The 17764-nt window shown below is 68.9% G+C and carries 12 protein-coding genes; 6 read left to right on the top strand and 6 right to left on the bottom strand.

The features are described 5' to 3' along the window. Window positions 1-14: 14 nt before the first annotated feature. Complete coding sequence (ccoN, locus tag ACUN0C_RS04010) at window positions 15-1625, bottom strand: cytochrome-c oxidase, cbb3-type subunit I (protein ID WP_445465036.1); 1611 nt, start codon at window positions 1623-1625, stop codon at window positions 15-17. A 179-nt stretch (window positions 1626-1804) separates the two neighbouring features. Here ccoN and ACUN0C_RS04005 point away from each other — a divergent pair, with 179 nt between their 5' ends. Continuing rightward, complete coding sequence (locus ACUN0C_RS04005; RefSeq protein WP_445465035.1) at window positions 1805-2395, top strand: hemerythrin domain-containing protein; 591 nt, start codon at window positions 1805-1807, stop codon at window positions 2393-2395. Between the two features lie 16 nt (window positions 2396-2411). Here the strand turns inward: ACUN0C_RS04005 and ACUN0C_RS04000 are convergent, their stop codons facing one another. Then, window positions 2412-3146 carry a Crp/Fnr family transcriptional regulator gene (locus ACUN0C_RS04000; protein WP_445465034.1) on the bottom strand — a complete coding sequence of 245 codons (735 nt, stop codon included), beginning with the start codon at window positions 3144-3146 and terminating at the stop codon, window positions 2412-2414. A gap of 118 nt (window positions 3147-3264) precedes the next feature. On the opposite strand from ACUN0C_RS04000, the gene hemN reads away from it, so the two are divergent. Both hemN and ACUN0C_RS03990 read left to right on the top strand, forming a co-directional pair. Further along, window positions 3265-4614: an oxygen-independent coproporphyrinogen III oxidase gene (gene hemN / locus ACUN0C_RS03995; RefSeq protein WP_445465033.1), complete on the top strand. Its 1350-nt coding sequence runs from the start codon at window positions 3265-3267 to the stop codon at window positions 4612-4614. Window positions 4615-4828: 214 nt separating this feature from the next. Continuing rightward, window positions 4829-5311, top strand: coding sequence for an Hsp20 family protein (locus ACUN0C_RS03990; protein WP_445465032.1), 483 nt, complete (start codon window positions 4829-4831; stop codon window positions 5309-5311). A gap of 60 nt (window positions 5312-5371) precedes the next feature. On the opposite strand, the gene ACUN0C_RS03985 is transcribed toward ACUN0C_RS03990, so the two are convergent. Next, a complete protein-coding gene (locus ACUN0C_RS03985; protein ID WP_445465031.1) occupies window positions 5372-6436 on the bottom strand; it encodes a threonine aldolase family protein in 1065 nt (354 codons plus the stop codon). A 395-nt stretch (window positions 6437-6831) separates the two neighbouring features. On the opposite strand from ACUN0C_RS03985, the gene gltB reads away from it, so the two are divergent. Next, window positions 6832-11565, top strand: a complete 4734-nt coding sequence (gene gltB / locus ACUN0C_RS03980; RefSeq protein WP_445465030.1) for a glutamate synthase large subunit — start codon at window positions 6832-6834, stop codon at window positions 11563-11565. Between the two features lie 12 nt (window positions 11566-11577). Next, window positions 11578-13017: a glutamate synthase subunit beta gene (locus ACUN0C_RS03975; RefSeq protein ID WP_445465029.1), complete on the top strand. Its 1440-nt coding sequence runs from the start codon at window positions 11578-11580 to the stop codon at window positions 13015-13017. Between the two features lie 16 nt (window positions 13018-13033). On the opposite strand, the gene ACUN0C_RS03970 is transcribed toward ACUN0C_RS03975, so the two are convergent. The 3 genes from ACUN0C_RS03970 to galE form a co-directional block, all read right to left on the bottom strand. Beyond that, entirely contained in the window at window positions 13034-14449 is a 1416-nt protein-coding gene (locus ACUN0C_RS03970; RefSeq protein ID WP_445465028.1) for an SGNH/GDSL hydrolase family protein, read from the bottom strand. Window positions 14450-14470: 21 nt separating this feature from the next. Then, the gene (locus tag ACUN0C_RS03965) at window positions 14471-15691 is read right to left on the bottom strand and encodes a lytic murein transglycosylase (RefSeq protein ID WP_445465027.1); all 1221 of its coding nucleotides are present in this window, start codon (window positions 15689-15691) and stop codon (window positions 14471-14473) included. Window positions 15692-15766: 75 nt separating this feature from the next. Further along, window positions 15767-16756, bottom strand: coding sequence for a UDP-glucose 4-epimerase GalE (galE, locus tag ACUN0C_RS03960; RefSeq protein WP_445465026.1), 990 nt, complete (start codon window positions 16754-16756; stop codon window positions 15767-15769). Window positions 16757-16848: 92 nt separating this feature from the next. Here galE and galU point away from each other — a divergent pair, with 92 nt between their 5' ends. Continuing rightward, on the top strand, window positions 16849-17751 hold the full coding sequence (gene galU, locus ACUN0C_RS03955; RefSeq protein WP_445465025.1) for a UTP--glucose-1-phosphate uridylyltransferase GalU: 903 nt from the start codon (window positions 16849-16851) through the stop codon (window positions 17749-17751). The last annotated feature ends 13 nt before the right edge of the window (window positions 17752-17764 follow it).

Raw genomic sequence — 17764 nt, 5'->3', positions numbered from 1 at the left:
GACGTGTCCACCTGTTACTCGGCCGGCTGGATCGCGCCCATGGGGACTTCCTGACGGATGTCGCCACGGATGGTCTTCCAGATGTTGAAGGCCATGAGGAGTGCGCCGGCGAGGTAGAGGACGCCGCCGAGAGCGCGGATGACGTAGTAGGGATGCATGGCCGCGACGGTCTCGATGAACGAGTACACGAGGAAGCCGAGCTCATCGTATTCGCGCCACATCAGGCCCTGCATGATGCCGGCGACCCACATGGCGGACGCGTAGAGGACGATGCCGATCGTCGCGAGCCAGAAGTGCCAGTTCACCAGGCGCAGGCTGTAGAGCCGTTCGCGGTTCCAAAGCCGCGGCGTGAGAAAGTAGACCGCACCGAAGGAGATCATGCCGACCCAGCCGAGCGCGCCGGAATGGACGTGTCCGATGGTCCAGTCCGTGTAGTGGCTGAGCGAGTTCACCGCCTTGATCGACATCATCGGGCCTTCGAAGGTCGACATGCCGTAGAAGGCGACCGCGATGACCATCATCCGGATGATCGGGTCGGTGCGCAGCTTGTCCCACGCGCCCGAGAGCGTCATCAGGCCGTTGATCATGCCGCCCCAGGAGGGCATCCACAGCATGATCGAGAACACCATGCCGAGCGTCTGAGCCCAGTCCGGCAGCGCCGTGTAGTGCAGGTGGTGCGGCCCGGCCCAGATGTAGAGGAAGATCAGCGACCAGAAGTGCACGATGGAGAGCCGGTAGGAATACACCGGCCGCTCGGCCTGCTTCGGGATGAAGTAGTACATCATGCCGAGGAAGCCCGCCGTCAGGAAGAATCCGACCGCGTTGTGGCCGTACCACCACTGCGTCAGGGCGTCCTGCGTGCCGGCGAAGGCCGGGTAGCTCTTGGAACCGAGGAACGAGACCGGGATCGCCAGGTTGTTCACCACGTGCAGCATCGCGATCGTGACGATGAAGCTCAGGTAGAACCAGTTGGCGACGTAGATGTGCGGTTCCTTGCGCTTGAAGATCGTGCCGAGATAGACGGCGAGGTAGACCACCCAGACGATCGTCAGCCAGATGTCGACGTACCACTCGGGCTCGGCATATTCCTTCGACTGGGTGACGCCCATCAGGTAGCCGGTCGCCGCCAGCACGATGAAGAGCTGGTAGCCCCAGAACACGAACCAGGCCGCATTGCCGAAGGCGAGCCGGGCGCCGGTCGTGCGCTGCACGACGTGGAAGCTCGTCGCGATCAGCGCGTTGCCGCCGAAGGCGAAGATCACCGCGGAGGTGTGCAGCGGGCGAAGCCGGCTGAAATTGGTGACGCTCAGGCCGTCGACGTTGAGGTCGGGATATGCGAGCTGGAAGGCGATGACGACGCCGACCAGGAAGCCGACCACGCCCCAGAAGACGGTGGCGATGACGCCCGCCCGCACGACACTGTCCATGTAGCCGGTTTCCGGCTCCCGGAACGGGATCGTCCGCCCGGAAATGTCCATCGTGCGCAGCCGCCAGACTGCGAGGCCGAGCGCGATGACGGCGATCAGCCCCATGTGAAATGCGAATGGTGCATCGACCGCGTTCGCGGATGCGAGCATCGCGAGGAGTGCCAGGAACCCGAGCCCCCCGACCTGAGCCATCGCCATGTTAGACCCCTTCAGTTCCAAGGAACGCCGATCCAGGCGGGGTGCCGGCCGGCGCTTTCCACCTCGGGTTCTGCCGTGGCGGGAGACGAGGGGCCTTGATCCAGATCAACTCGGATCAGAACCGGATCTGCCATTGTTCGTTGGAGCGGGGGCGACGGGCTCTCATGCGGAATTATGGAATGTCTCCACAGGAGTGCAGGCTCCGCGACCTCACGGAGTCGATGCGGCGCGCGCCGGGCGCGTCCGCCCAGAGGTCCGACATCTTCGCGTTGCTGACCTTCGAGCACATGCTCCAGGAGCGGCTTTGCGACGTGCTCGAGGCGATCGCGGACGCGCTGCCCGGAGCCGTCGATCATTCCGCCGCCGAAGCGGCCGCGCTGTTCCTGAGGACGCATTATCCCGCCCATTTCGCCGCCGAGGACGACGTCCTCTACCCGGCCGTCGCGCAGGGCGAGCCGAAGGGCTCCGCACTCGCCAGCGCCGTCGACCAGGCGCGGGCGGAACATGAGGTCGACCTCGAGGCCGCGCGCGAGTTGGCCGATTCCCTCGACGACCTAGTCGGCGGAGAGCGCGTCAACACCGAGGCGATCGGCTACATGCTGCGCGGCTTCTTCGAGAGCCAGCGGCGCCACATCTCCTGGGAGGAGCGCGTGCTGTTCCCGCTCGCGCGCCAGAAGATCGATCGCGACATGTCCGCCGCCGTGGCGGCCGAGCTCTTCAAGCGGCGACTTTCGGGCTCGGTCGTGCCGTTCCGGGTGGTTTCGGGCTGAGGAGACCCGGAGGCGCTCAGCCTCCGGCCGCCAGCTCCAGGTCGTCCATCTCGGGGATCTCTATGCGCCGGCTCGTCTCGAACCGGATCAGCCCTTCCGTCTTGAGCCGCGTCATCTGGCGACTGACCGTCTCCACCGTCAGGCCGAGGAAATCGGCGATGTCGGCCCGGCTGAGCGGCAGGTCGAAACGGACCGCCGGCGAGCGTCCGGCGGCCGGCGCAAGGCCTTCCCGGCTGGTGCGCCGCGCGACCATGATCAGGAATCGCGCCACCTTCTCGCGCGCCGACTGCCGGCCGAGCAGCACCATCCACTCGCGCGCCGCGTCGAGTTCGTCGAGCGTGTCCCTGAAGAGCCGCGTCTCGAGCTCGTGCGAGCTTGCGACCATCCGTTCGAAACTGCCGCGCGGGAACGTGCAGAGCTCGACCGCGGTCGCCGCCTCGGCGCGGAACCCGGTGCGGGGCCGGAAGACGCGGCCGAGGAAGTCGCCCGGAAACTGCACGCCGACGAGTTGCTGCCGCCCGTCCGCCAGGGTCTTCGACAGCTTGACGACGCCGGTGATGATGTTGGCGACGAAGGACAGGCTCTCTTCCTCGTGGAAGATCGTATCGCCGGCGCCGTAGCGCCGCCGCTGCGCCATCGCGTTCAGCCTGGCGAGGTCCTCCGGACCCACCGCGGCGCAAAAGGCGCTCTGGCGGATCGCGCAGTCCGAACATCGGTCGGGCTGCTGAACCAGATGAATCACGCTTTGCATGATCGGCCTCTCGCCGCCCTGCGGAGAGCCGTCGAGGGCTCCGGGGCGCCAGCGAGATTTGGCCGGCGCTTGATCTCGATCAAGGCGCTATCGCGCCGCACCATGGCATGGGGACGGCATGGAAAAGGACGTCATCCTCCGCAACGCGGCGCCCGTTCCGCGCTACACGAGCTATCCGACCGCGCCCCATTTCGGCGACGCGATCGGCGCGGAAACCTACAGGAACTGGCTCGCCGCCCTGCCCCGGGACGCAAGGCTCTCGCTCTATTGCCACGTCCCGTTCTGCGACACGCTGTGCTGGTTCTGCGGCTGCCACACCAAGGAGACGCGGCAATATGCCCCCGTCGCCGCCTATGCCGGCTCGCTCGTCCACGAGATCCGGACGGTGGCGGGGCTCCTGCCGGAGGGCCCCGTCGTCCGGCAGATCCATTGGGGCGGCGGATCGCCCACGATCCTTTCCCCCGACGACATCGCCAACCTCGCCGATGCGTTGCGCACCGCCTTCAGGCTCGCGGCCGACACCGAGTTCTCGGTCGAGGTCGATCCCCGGATGCTCGACGAGGCGCGCGTGGAGGCCCTGGTCGCGGCCGGGATGACGCGGGCGAGCTTCGGCGTCCAGGACTTCAACCTCGATGTCCAGAATGCGATCAACCGCATTCAGACCTATGAGGAAACCGCCCGCGTGATCGACGCTTTCCGGTCGCGCGGCGTGCGCTCGGTCAACATCGACGTGCTGTACGGCCTGCCCCGGCAGACGCGCGACGCCATCGAGGCGACCATCGAGAAGGTCATCACGCTGCGCCCCGACCGGGTCGCCCTGTTCGGCTACGCCCACGTGCCCTGGATGAAGAAGCACCAGACCATGATCCGGGAGGAGGAGCTCCCCGACGTCGTCGAACGCTTCGCCCAGGCCAATCGCGCCGCCTCGCGACTGACCGCCGCCGGCTACGAGCGCGTCGGCATGGACCATTTCGCCCTGCCGGCCGACAGCCTCGCGGCAGCAGCCCGGGAAGGCCGGCTGCACCGGAACTTCCAGGGCTACACCGCCGACGAGTACGAGGCGCTGATCGGCCTCGGCGCCTCCGCCATCGGCCGGCTGCCGCAGGGCTACGTCCAGAACGAGGTCGCGACCGGCCGCTACCGCGCCATCGTGGAGGGCGGCGACGTCGCCGTGGTACGCGGGGTGGCGCTCAGCGACGAGGACCGCGTTCGCGCCTACGCGATCGAGCGCCTGATGTGCGACTTCCGGCTCTCCAACTCGGCCCTGAAGGCACGCTTCGGCGAGCGCGCCGAGGACGTCATCGACGAGGCCGGGTTCCTCGCCGAGCACGACCCGGAAGGCTTCCTCGCGCCTGGCCCGGACGGGATCGAGGTGACCGCCAAGGGACGCCCCTTCGTGCGATCGGTCTGCGCCTCGCTCGACCCCTATTTCCTGGCCGGCAAGGGGCGCCATTCGGTCGCGGTCTGACCTGGCGCCGAGGGCCTCTCCGATCGTCCTGCGGCGTGGCTTGCGAACCGCCTGAAAAAATGGCGCGGGCCCCTTCTGGTACCCCTTGAACGGCCGTTTTCTGCCTCCCATCTCATTCACGCGGGTGCCGCATGGACCCGCAGGCCGGCTCGCCTCGCCAGATCGGGGGGCTCTGCCGGCCACGCAGATCAGTCGCTCACTGGAGGGCAGAAATATGCGTCAGTTCGACCTCAATCCGCTTTATCGCTCCACGGTCGGCTTCGACCGTCTCTTCAACATGCTCGACTCCCTCGGCAACGTCGAGGCGAGCCAGCCGACCTACCCGCCGTACAACATCGAGCGGACCGGCGAGAACGCCTACCGCATCACGATGGCCGTCGCCGGCTTCGGCGAAGCCGACATCGAGATCGAGTCCAAGGAGAACGTCCTCACCGTGAAGGGCGACAAGAAGGACACGGCCGAGGAGCAGTCCCGCGAGGTGCTCTATCGCGGCATCGCCGCGCGCGCCTTCGAGCGCCGCTTCCAGCTCGCCGACCATGTCGAGGTCCGCGGCGCGAGCCTCGAGAACGGCCTCCTTCACATCGAGCTCGTGCGCGAGATCCCCGAGGCCATGAAGCCGCGCAAGATCGCGATCGGCAACGGCACGCGCCAGATCGACGCCACGGTGAGCCGGCCGGCCGAAGCCAGGGCCGCGTAACGGCCCGGCCATAGGGTCCGACTTCCGAGCGCCCCGCCCCCGAGCGGGGCGCTTTGCGTTTCAGGCTTCGACCCGCGCCCCGATCGCGTCGACGAAGCGGTCGACCTCCTCCGCCGTCGTCGCGAAGCTCGTCACCAGCCGGTAGAGCCCCTCGTCGCCTTCGAGCGGGACCGAGCCGTCGGCCGGCGGGTGCCAGTCGTAGAATTGCGCGCCCGCCCCCTGCAGGCGCTCGGCCGCGTCGCGCTTCAGGACGACGAAGACCTCGTTGGCGTCGGTCGGCCAGGCGAGCCGGGACTGCGGGCCGGCATCGAGCCCTTCCCTCAGCCGGTCCGCCATCGCGTTGGCGTGGCCCGCGAGCCGGAGCCACAGCCCGTCGGCGAGATAGGCCTCGATCTGCGCCGCCACGAAGCGCATCTTCGAGAAGAGCTGACCGGCGCGCTTGCGCAGATACGGCATCTCGCGGGCGAGGTCCGGGTCGAACACGACGACCGCCTCGGCGAGCAGGCAGCCGTTCTTCGTCGCGCCGAAGGACATCAGGTTCACCCCCGCCCGCCAGGTGACGTCCGCCGGCGCGCAGCCGAGCCGGGCGACCGCATTCGCGAATCGCGAGCCGTCCATGTGGAGCGGCAGGCCGCGCCGCCCGGCGGTCTCCGCGATCCGTCGGACCTCCTCGGCCGTGTAGACCGTCCCCGCCTCGCTCGCCTGCGTGATCGTGACGCCGACCGGCTGCCCCGCATGGACGAAATCGGACGGGAAGCGCGCCATCGCCCGCTCCAGCGCAGCCGGGTCGACCTTGCCCGCCGCGCCGCCGACCGGCACGAGCCGCCCGCCGCCGGACTGGAATTCGACCCCGCCGCATTCGTCCTCGAAGACGTGGCTGCCGGAATGGCAGAACACCACGCCGCCCGGCCGGGCGAGCGCGGCGAGCGCTATCGCGTTCGCCGCACTGCCGGTCCCGACCGGGAAGACGGCGACGTCGCGTTCGAACAGCGCGCCGAACCGCTCGCCGACGCGCCGGTCGAGCTCGCTCTCGCCATAGGCGCGGCCGAACCGCCCCGCCTCGCGGGCGATCGCGTCGAGAATCTCGGGGGCGGCGCCCGCCCAATTGTCGCTGGCGAAATGCATGGCCGGAACGCTTACCCTTCGCGCCGGCGGATGAAAAGGCGGGCAGGCGACCGGCTGCGCGCAGCCTCGCCTCCGATGCCGCGGGACGTGAGCACCCGCAGGTCTTGCCGTGTTCCTGAATTTTTGGCATTGTGACGAGAAAGGACAGGGATACTGTCCTATTTGCCGGCAGCTTCCCGACCTGCCCGGACCTCCCGTTCGATCTGTGTTAGAGGGGACGGACGCGGCCGGCGGACAGTGCTGCGCCAGCCGAACGGCCGGGGGCCTTGTGCGCCTTCGCGGGCGGCCTGCCGGCGACGGCCCGGACCCGATGCTCTGCCGCGCCGGCGCGGCGGGTGGATGCGGTGCCCGGGCACCTTATGCGAAAAATGACATACGGACGTGGTGAGGACGAGATGAGCGCGCGGATCGAGGCACAGGCATGGCAGGCGAAGCACGCGGCAGCGGCCCGCGCCGCCGCCAAACGCGCCGCGTCCATGACGACGCGCTTCGCCGCGCCGTCCGGGCCGGGCCTCTACGACCGCCGCAACGACCGCGATTCCTGCGGCGTCGGCTTCATCGCCCACATGGGCGGACAGAAGTCGCACAAGATCATCCAGGACGGGCTTCAGATCCTGGAGAACCTGACGCATCGCGGCGCCGTCGGCGCGGACCCGCTCGTCGGCGACGGCGCGGGCATCCTGACGCAGATCCCGCACGACTTCTTCGCCGGCTGGGCCGGGGCGCTCGGCTTCTCCCTGCCGGAGGCGGGCTCCTACGCGATCGGATACATCTTCATGCCGCGCGACGAGGCGATCAGGCGCCATTGCGAGGAGGTCGTCGAGCGCGTCATCGCCGCCGAGGGCCAACGCTTCCTCGGCTGGCGCACCGTGCCGGTCGACAATTCCTGCCTGTCCAGCGCGCCGGACATCGCCGCGAGCGAGCCCGTGCACCGGCAGGTCTTCATCGCCCGCGGCGACGGCGTGTCCGGCGACGACTTCGAGCGCCGCCTGTTCGTGCTGAGGAAGGTGATCTCGAACACGATCTACGGCCAGACCGCCGGCCGGGACAACGGCTTCTACATCGTCTCGCTGTCGAGCCGGACCCTCGTCTACAAGGGCATGTTCCTGGCGAACCAGCTCGGCGCCTATTACCGCGATCTGCACGACGAGCGCTTCACCTCCGCGCTCGCGCTCGTGCATCAGCGCTTCTCGACGAACACCTTCCCGTCCTGGCGGCTCGCCCACCCGTACCGGATGGTCGCCCACAACGGCGAGATCAACACGCTGCGCGGCAACGTGAACTGGATGGCCGCGCGGCAGGCCTCCGTGTCCTCGCCGCTCTTCGGCGGCGACATCGAGAAGCTCTGGCCGATCTCCTACGAGGGCCAGTCCGACACCGCCTGCTTCGACAATGCGCTCGAGTTCCTGGTGCAGGGCGGCTACCCGCTCGCGCACGCGGCGATGATGCTCATTCCCGAGGCCTGGGCCGGCAATCCGCTCATGGACGAGGACCGGCGCGCCTTCTACGAGTACCACGCCGCCCTCATGGAGCCGTGGGACGGGCCGGCCGCCGTCGCCTTCACCGACGGCCGGCAGATCGGCGCGACCCTCGACCGCAACGGCCTGCGCCCGGCGCGCTACGTCGTCACCCGCGACGGCTACGTCATCATGGCCTCGGAGGCCGGCGTGCTCGACATCCCGGAGGAGCAGATCGTCACCAAGTGGCGGCTGCAGCCGGGCCGGATGCTGCTGATCGACCTCGAGGAAGGCCGCATCATCGACGATGCCGAGCTGAAGGCGCGGCTGTCGACCGCCAACCCCTACCGCGAATGGGTCGCGCGCACGCAGATCGTGCTGGAGGACATGCCCGGCGTCGGCACGCGCGCGCCGGCCACCGGCGCCTCGCTCCTCGACCGCCAGCAGGCCTTCGGCTACTCGCAGGAGGATCTGAAGCTCCTGATGGCGCCGATGGCCGTCACGGGCCAGGAGGCGGTCGGCTCGATGGGCACCGACACCCCCGTCTCGGTGCTCTCGGAGAAGCCGAAGCTCCTCTACACCTACTTCAAGCAGAACTTCGCGCAGGTCACCAACCCGCCGATCGACCCGATCCGCGAAGAGATCGTGATGAGCCTCGTCTCGTTCATCGGGCCGCGGCCGAACCTCTTCGATCTGAAGGGCCTGTCGGAGCAGAAGCGGCTCGAGGTCCGCCAGCCGATCCTGTCCAACGACGATCTGGAGAAGATCCGCGCGATCGGCGACATCGCCGACAACCAGTTCCAGACGCAGACGCTCGACATCACCTATGCGGTGGAGCGCGGCGCGGCGGGCATGGAACTGGCGATCGACCGCCTCTGCGCGCGGGCCGAGAAGGCGGTCCTCGACGGCTTCAACATCATCGTCCTCTCGGACCGGCTGATCGGTGAGAGGCGGGTCGCCATCCCTGCCCTCCTGGCTACCGCCGCCGTCCACAACCACCTGATCCGCAAGGGCCTCCGGACCTCCGTCGGGCTCGTCGTGGAGACCGGCGAGGCGCGCGAGATCCACCATTTCTGCGCGCTCGCCGGCTACGGCGCCGAGGCGATCAACCCCTATCTCGCCTTCGAGACGCTGGCGCAGATGCACGCCGAGGGCGCCTTCCCAGACGTGGTGGAGGCCGACGAGGTCGTGCAGCGCTACACCAAGTCGATCGGCAAGGGCATCCTCAAGGTGATGTCCAAGATGGGCATCTCGACCTACCAGTCCTATTGCGGCGCGCAGATCTTCGACGCGGTGGGGCTGTCGTCCGAGTTCGTCCGGCGCTTCTTCTTCGGCACCGCCACCACCGTCGAGGGCGTCGGGCTGGACGGGATCGCCGAGGAGACGATCAGGCGGCACGCCGCCGCCTTCAGCGCCGACCCGGTGCTGAAGCGCTCGCTCGAGGTCGGCGGCGAGTACATGTACCGGGTGCGCGGCGAGGACCATCTCTGGTCGCCCGATTCCGTCGCGCTCCTCCAGCATTCCGTGCGCGGAGCGAGCTACGAGACCTACAAGCAGTTCGCCGACATGATCGACCGCGCCTCCGCCCGGGCGATCACGATCCGGAGCCTGTTCAACATCCGCACCGCCGAGGATATCGGCCGTGCCCCGGTCCCGATCGAGGAGGTCGAGCCGGCGGCGGCGATCGTGCGCCGGTTCTCGACCGGGGCCATGAGCTTCGGCGCGATCTCCAAGGAGGCGCACGAGACGCTGGCGATCGCCATGAACCGGATCGGCGGCCGCTCCAATACCGGCGAGGGCGGCGAGGAGCCCGAGCGCTTCCGCCCGATGCCGAACGGCGATTCCAAGCGCTCCGCCATCAAGCAGATCGCCTCGGGCCGGTTCGGCGTCAGCACCGAGTACCTGGTCAATTCCGACCAGATGCAGATCAAGATGGCGCAGGGCGCGAAGCCCGGCGAAGGCGGCCAGCTGCCCGGCCACAAGGTCGACGCCGTGATCGCCAAGGTCCGGCATTCGACGCCGGGCGTCGGCTTGATCTCGCCGCCGCCGCACCACGACATCTATTCGATCGAGGATCTCGCCCAGCTCATCTTCGACCTGAAGAACGTGAACCCCGACGCGGACGTGTCGGTGAAGCTCGTCTCTGAGGTGGGCGTCGGCACCGTTGCGGCGGGCGTCGCCAAGGCGCGCGCCGACCACATCACCGTCGCGGGCTACGAGGGCGGCACGGGCGCGAGCCCCCTCACCTCCATCAAGCACGCCGGCTCGCCCTGGGAGATGGGCCTCGCGGAGACCCAGCAGACGCTCGTCGAGAACGGCCTGCGCTCCCGCGTCTGGCTCCAGGTCGACGGCGGCCTGCGCACCGGGCGGGACGTGATCGTCGGCGCGCTCCTCGGGGCGGACGAGTTCGGCTTCGCCACGGCGCCGCTGATCGCCGCCGGCTGCATCATGATGCGCAAGTGCCATCTGAACACCTGCCCCGTCGGCGTCGCCACCCAGGATCCCGTGCTGAGGAAGCGCTTCCGCGGCACGCCGGAGCACGTCATCAACTACTTCTTCTACGTCGCCGAGGAGGTCCGCGAGTTCCTCGCCGCGATGGGCGCGCGCACCATCGACGAGATCGTCGGCCAGAGCGACAGGCTGGAGACGCGGCCGCTCGTCGACCACTGGAAGGCGCGCGGGCTGGACTTCTCGAAGATCTTCTACAAGCCCGAGGCGCCGGCCGACATGATCCGGCGCACCGAGCCGCAGAAGCACCCGATCGACGACATTCTCGACCGGCGGCTCATCCGCGAGGCGGCGCCGGCGATCGAGGAGCGCAAGCCGGTCGTCATCCCGAGCGCGGTCCACAATGTGGATCGGTCGGTCGGTGCGATGCTGTCCGGCGCGATCGTGAAGCGGCACGGCCATGCCGGTCTCTCCGAGGACACGGTGGTCCTGAAGCTGAAGGGCACGGCCGGCCAGTCGCTCGGGGCGTTCCTGGCCCACGGCGTCTCCATCGACCTGGAGGGCGACGCGAACGATTATGTCGGCAAGGGCCTGTCCGGCGGCCGCATCGTCGTTCGTCCGCCGGCGAACACCGCGGTCGACCCGTCGAAGAGCATCATCATCGGCAACACCGTCCTCTACGGCGCCATCGAGGGCGAGTGCTATTTCGGCGGCATGGCCGGCGAGCGCTTCGCGGTCCGCAACTCGGGCGCGGTCGCGGTGGTCGAGGGCGTCGGCGACCACGGCTGCGAGTACATGACGGGCGGCGTCGTCGTCGTGATCGGCGAGACCGGGCGGAACTTCGCGGCCGGCATGTCGGGCGGCATCGCCTATGTGCTGGATGAGGACGGCCGCTTCGCCTCTCGCTGCAATCTGGCGATGGTCGAGCTCGAGCCGGTGCCGGAGGAAGACGATCTTCTGGAGCAGCTCCACCATCACGGCGGGGACATCGAGTTCCACGGCCGGGTGGACGTCACGTCCGACATGTCGCACCACGATCAGGAGCGGCTGCTGACGCTCATCCAGAACCACCTCCACTACACGGGGTCGGCGCGGGCGCAGCACATCCTCGACAACTGGACGGAGTACCGGCCGAAATTCGTGAAGGTGATGCCGGTCGAATACCGGCGCGCGCTGCGCGAGATGGAACGGGCCAGGATAGGCACGGCCGCGGCGGCCGAATAGCAGGAGGCACTCATGGGCAAGGTGACAGGCTTCCTGGAAATCGACCGCCAGGAGCAACGATACCAGCCGGCATCCGATCGGGTCCGGCATTTCCGGGAATTCGTTCTTCCGCTCCCGGACGGCGAGCTTCGCCGGCAGGCGGCGCGCTGCATGGACTGCGGCATCCCCTATTGCCACGGTCCGACCGGCTGCCCGGTCCACAACCAGATCCCCGACTGGAACGACCTCGTCTACCAGGGCGACTGGGAGGAGGCCGCGCGCAATCTCCTCTCCACCAACAACTTCCCGGAATTCACCGGCCGCATCTGCCCGGCGCCCTGCGAAGAGGCGTGCACGCTGAACCTCGAGGACATCCCGGTCACGATCAAGACGATCGAGCAGGCGATCGCCGACAAGGCTTGGGAGCTCGGGCTGATGCGTCCGGAGCCTGCCGAGGCGAAGACCGGCAGGCGCGTCGCGATTATCGGCTCGGGTCCGGCGGGCCTCGCCGCCGCACAGCAGCTCGCCCGTGCCGGCCACGACGTCCATGTCTACGAGCGCGAGCCGAAGGCCGGCGGGCTGCTCCGCTACGGAATTCCCGACTTCAAGATGGAAAAGCACCACATCGACCGCCGCGTGGCGCAGATGGAGGCCGAGGGCGTCGTCTTCCATTACGGCGTCGACGTCGGGGTCAACACCCCGATTCAGGCGCTGATCGACGGCCACGACGCCGTCCTGATCGCCGCCGGAGCGGAGCATCCGCGCGACCCAGGCATCGGCGGGATGGATCTCGAGGGCGTGCATTACGCCATGCCCTACCTCGTCCAGTCGAACCGCCGGGTGAACGGGGAAAAGGTCCCCGACCGCGGCTCGCCGGAGGAGATCTGGGCCGGGCGCCAGCACGTCGTGGTGGTCGGCGGCGGCGACACGGCGTCGGACTGCGTCGGCACCGCCTTCCGGCAGGGCGCGCTCTCCGTCACCCAGCTCGACATCCGGCCGATGCCGCCGAAGCACGAGGACAAGAACCTGATCTGGCCGTACTGGCCGACCAAGCTCAGGACCTCGTCCAGTCAGGCCGAGGGTGCCGAGCGCGAGTTCCAGGCGGCGACGCTGGAATTCGTCGGGCGGAACGGCAGGCTCACCGGGGTGAAATGCGCCCGCGTCGACGAGCGGCGCCGGCCGGTCGAGGGCAGCGAGTTCATCATCCGGGCCGACCTCGCCTTAATCGCGATCGGCTTCGCCGGCCCGCGCCAGGATACATTCCTGGGCGAGGCCGCCGGCAACCTCGCAACGGATCGCCGCACCAACGTCGCAGCGAACGAGAAGGACTACCGCACCAGCGTCGGGAAGGTGTTCGCAGCCGGCGACGTCAGGCGCGGCCAGTCGCTCGTGGTGTGGGCGATCCGGGAAGGCCGGCAGGCCGCCCGCTCCATCGATCTCGCTTTGATGGGCCGGACCGACCTCCCGCTCTGAGCGCGGCCGGGCCCGCTCAGCGGCGGGGCGGCCAGGCGTAGTCGTCGACGCGGCGGGCGGGGCGGGCCGACGAGCCCTCCCCCCGGATGGTTTCGATCGACAGTCCGCCGGCGCGATTCGCCTCGGGCGGGGCGGCCTTCGAGAGCTCCTCGCCCACGCGCACCGGTACGGTGTCGATCGACGCCATTGGCGAGATGACCGGCTCCTTCTTCGCCGGCGGCACGGATCGCGGCGCCTCCTCGCCGGCTTGGGCGGGAGCCGACGCGGAAGCCGGCGGCTCGGCCGGCGCGCCGGTGGCGGCCGGCGCACTTCTTTCAGCAGGCGGGCTCGTTTCAGGCGTCGCGCTTGCCTCGCCTGGTCCGATCGCAGCGACCGCGGCTTCCCCGGGATGCAGGGCGGCAACCTCGGCACTCGAACCGAGCAGGACGCGCTCGACGTCCCGTTCCAGGAAGAACGCCAGCTTGCGCTGGCCCGCGCGCGTGAAGTTGAGGCCGTCGTCCGTCCGCAGTTGCACGGTCTGCCCCTTCACGTCCGGGCCCGAGGGGACGAACTTGCCGTCCTCGTCGGCGAAGCCGTTCCAGACGTCCACGAAGGTGATGCCCGTCGGCTCGAGCTTCTCGCGATAGATACCGTTGAAGGAGCTGTAGTCGCGCGACATGGCTGGCGAGCGCACCGGCACCAGCCCGACCCAGAATGCCGGCTTTCCGGTTGCGGCCACGCTCTTGGCGAGGGCGTCGATGCGGCCGCCATAGGCGAGCGGCCAGCCGTCGCTGCCCATCGCGAGCGAGCCCTGCTCGGTGCGCAGCGTCTGTCGGTCGTTGCCGCCGATCATGACGGCGATGGCGTCCGGCTTCTCGGCCTCCACGATCTTCGGAAGCTCGGCCGGCCAGTCGTAGAAATCATCGCGCACCAGGCCCGACGAGCCGTTGCTGGCGCTCGCCACCACGATCTTCGGGTTCTCCGCGAAGGCGGCCTCCAGCCCGTCGGCGAGGCCCTTGGCCATGAAGTCGCCGATCACGAGCAGCTTCTTCGCGTCCTCGGCCTTGGGGGTGGCCGCAACCCTCGGCGCGGCGGCGGGCGCGGCGGCGGTCCTCTGGCTGGGGCTGGGGCCCTGGCGCTTCGGCTTCGCCGACCGCACCGGCTCCTTCTTCGGAGCCGCCTTCACCGGCGGCGGCCGGCGCGTCTGCAGCTGCCCCGGCTGCACCGGCCTGATGACGTAGCCGGGCGGCGGCGCCTGCACCGCCGGCGGCTGCTCGCGCCGATTGCCGAAAAGGAAGCGGAAGATGCCGGGCCGGCGTTCCTGCTGCGGTGCCGGCACGATCACGTACTGGGGATTGCCTTGCGCCAGCGCCGGTCCCGCCGCCGGCACGGCGAGCCCGATTACCAGGATGAACGCCAGTAAGGCCGAGAAGATGTGCCGCGTCCGGTCCATTCCGTCCTCCGCTGGCGCCACCTAGCTTCCGCGCAGCGCCTCCAGCAAAACCGCCCCTGCATGTCCGTCCGGCGTCAGGCCGGCCTCGCTTTGGTACGCCCGAATTGCGGCGATTGAGCGGGGTCCGATCAGACCGTCGATCGGACCGTCATAATAGCCCGCCTCGGCCAGCAGTTTCTGCAATTCCTCCCGATCCGTCCCGGCGAGGGGCAATTCCGTCACCGGCCAGGACTGAACGAAGGGCCCGCCGCCGCCCAGGCGGTCGGCGAGATGGCCGACCGCCAGCGCATAGGCGAGCGCTTTGTTATAACGCCTGATGACGTAGTGGTTCCGCAACATCAGGAAGGCCGGGCCCTTCGCGCCGACCGGCAGGACGAGGATCGCCGTCTCTTCCGGCCGGGGCGCAGCCCCCTCGTCCGCATGCCGCACGCCGTGGCGGCGCCATTCCGCGATGCTGCGCTCCGTGCTCTGGTCGGCGAGGTGGAAGTCGAAATCCTCCGGCAAGATCGCCTCCTGCCCCCAGGGCCGGCCGCTCACCCAGCCCGATGCCTTGAGGTAGTTGGCGGCCGAGGCGAGCGCGTCGGCCGGCGAGTGCCACACGTTCCGCGCCCCGTCGCCGTCGAAGTCCACGGCGTGGTCCTCGAATGTCGTCGGGATGAACTGCGTGTGCCCCATGGCGCCCGCCCACGAGCCGGTCAGCTCGGCGGCGGAAACGTCGCCCCGCTGCAGGATCGTCAGCGCGGCGATGAGCTGGTTCCTGGCGAACTGTGCGCGGCGCGGATCGCCATGCGCCAGCGTGGCGAGCGAGCGGATGATCGGCTTCACGATCCGCGGATTGGAAAGCGCCTCGCCGTAGGACGATTCGATCCCCCAGATGGCGACGAGGACGTGGCGGTCGACCGCGTATTCCGCCTCGATCGCGCCGAGGACGTCGCGATGGCGCTCGAGCATCTCCCGTCCGTTCCGGACGCGCATGTCGGAGGCGGCATGGGCGAGATAGTCCCAGATCGGCTTGACGAACTCCGGCTGGTGGCGCGCCTTCTCGAGCACCTCCGGATCGGGCACGACGTCTGCGAAGGCCGCGTCGAACACCGCGGGCGCGATCCCTTCCGCCTGCGCCACAGCACGGAACTCGGAGACCCAGCGCCGGAAGCCCTCATCGGCCTGTGCCCGTGCCGTCATGGCGACAGCCAGGATCAGCAGTGCGGCCGCAAGAAGGCCGATGTGACGGATTGAAGCCATGGCGCGCCCGCTCTCGTGGTCGGAGGATCCTTCCACGCAAGACTTGGCGGCGGCATGGTTAACAAAGCGTTCGGCTCACGCGGCGAGGCGCCGCATCAGCAGCCGTTCCCAGGCGAGCGCGTGCCCGACGATGGTGTCGAGGTCGTCGAACTGCGGCGTCCAGCCGAGTTCGCTCCGAATCCGGTCGGCACCCGCCACCATGGCGGGGATGTCGCCGGCCCGCCGCCCGCGGAGGCGGATGTCGAGCGAGGTGCCCGCGATCCGCTGCACGGCATCCAGCACCTCCAGCACCGTGTAGCCGCGGCCGTAGCCGCAATTGAGGACCATGCTCTCGCCGCCGCCCCTCAGATGGTCGAGCGCCGCGCCGTGCGCCTTCACGAGGTCGGTGACGTGGATGAAGTCGCGGACGCCCGTGCCGTCGCTCGTGTCGTAGTCCGTGCCGAACACCGCCACGCTGTCGCGCTGGCCGGTGGCGGCCTCGATCGCCACCTTCATCAGGTGCGTGGCGCCGCGCGTCGCCTGCCCCGTGCGCTGCAGCGGGTCGGCGCCGGCGACGTTGAAATAGCGCAGCGCAACATAGCGCAGGTCGGATGCGGCGGCGGCGTCGGCAAGCATCCGCTCGGTCATCATCTTCGATGCGCCGTAGGGGGAAAGCGGGTCGAGCGGTGCGGTTTCGAACACCGGCACCGAGGCGGGAATGCCGTACACTGCCGCCGTCGAGGAGAACACGAAGCTGTGCACCCGATGAGACACGGCGGCGGCCAGCAATTCGCGCGACTTGACGGTGTTGTTCAGGTAGTAGCCGAGGGGATCGGCGACGGAGTCGGGCACCACCACGGAGCCGGCGAAATGGAAGACGGCATCGACGGCGCGGGTCTTGAAGATGCGGTCGAGCAGCACCCGGTCGCCGACATCGCCGATGATCAGTTCGGCGGCGGGCGCAACGGCCCAGTCGAACCCGGTGGAAAGGTCGTCGAGCACGATCACGCGTTCGCCGCGCTCGACCAGTTCCCACACCATGTGGCTGCCGATATAGCCGCCGCCGCCTGTAACCAGCACGCTCATTCTACCGCTCACCTCGGCCGGGCGCCTATGGACGGATCGCCTGACGCTACAGTAATCGAGCAATTCTAGCGACCGAATGGAAAGGCTTAAGCGTGGTAAACCGAATTCGTAAAGCTGTCTTTCCGGTGGCCGGCCTCGGGACGCGCTTCCTGCCGGCGACCAAGGCGATGCCGAAGGAGATGCTGACCGTCGTCGACCGGCCGATCATCCAGTACGCGGTCGACGAGGCGCGCGAGGCCGGCATCGAGCACTTCGTGTTTGTCACCGGCCGGAACAAGTCGGTCATCGCGGACCATTTCGACATCCAGGTCGAACTCGAGATGACGCTGGGCGAGCGCGGCAAGACGAAGGAGCTCGAGCTCCTCCACCGCGACCTTCCCGAGCCTGGCACGACCAGCTTCACCCGCCAGCAGTCGCCGCTCGGCCTCGGCCACGCCGTCTGGTGCGCGCGCGACATCGTCGGCCGCGAGCCCTTCGCCTTGCTCCTGCCGGACATGCTGATGCAGGCGCCGACCGGCTGCCTCTCCCAGATGCTGCGCGCCTACGAGCGGCACGGCGGCAACGTGATCGCCGTCGAGGAGGTCCCCCACGACCAGGTCGGCAGCTATGGCATCGTCGCCAAGGGCGAGGAGGACGAGACCGGCTTCCGCATCACCGGCATGGTGGAGAAGCCGAAGCCCGCCGACGCCCCCTCCAACCTCATCATTTCGGGCCGCTACATCCTGCAGCCGGAGATCTTCGACATTCTCTCGCGCCACGAGACCGGCGCGGGCGGCGAGATCCAGGTCACCGACGCCATGCTCAGGCTGATGGAGACGCAGCGGTTCACCGGCGTGCGCTTCGACGGCAAGACCTATGATTGCGGTGCCAAGGTCGGCTTCCTCGCCGCCAACGTCGCCTATGCCCTCGCCCGCCCCGACATCGCGCCGGGCTTCCGGGCCGAGCTCCGGGATATCCTCGACCGCTACGACATGGCGCTCGCCGACTCGGAGTGAGCGCGGCGGCGCG

Source organism: Faunimonas sp. B44 (genome assembly GCF_052655945.1).
This window is presented reverse-complemented; position numbering and strand designations above follow the sequence as displayed.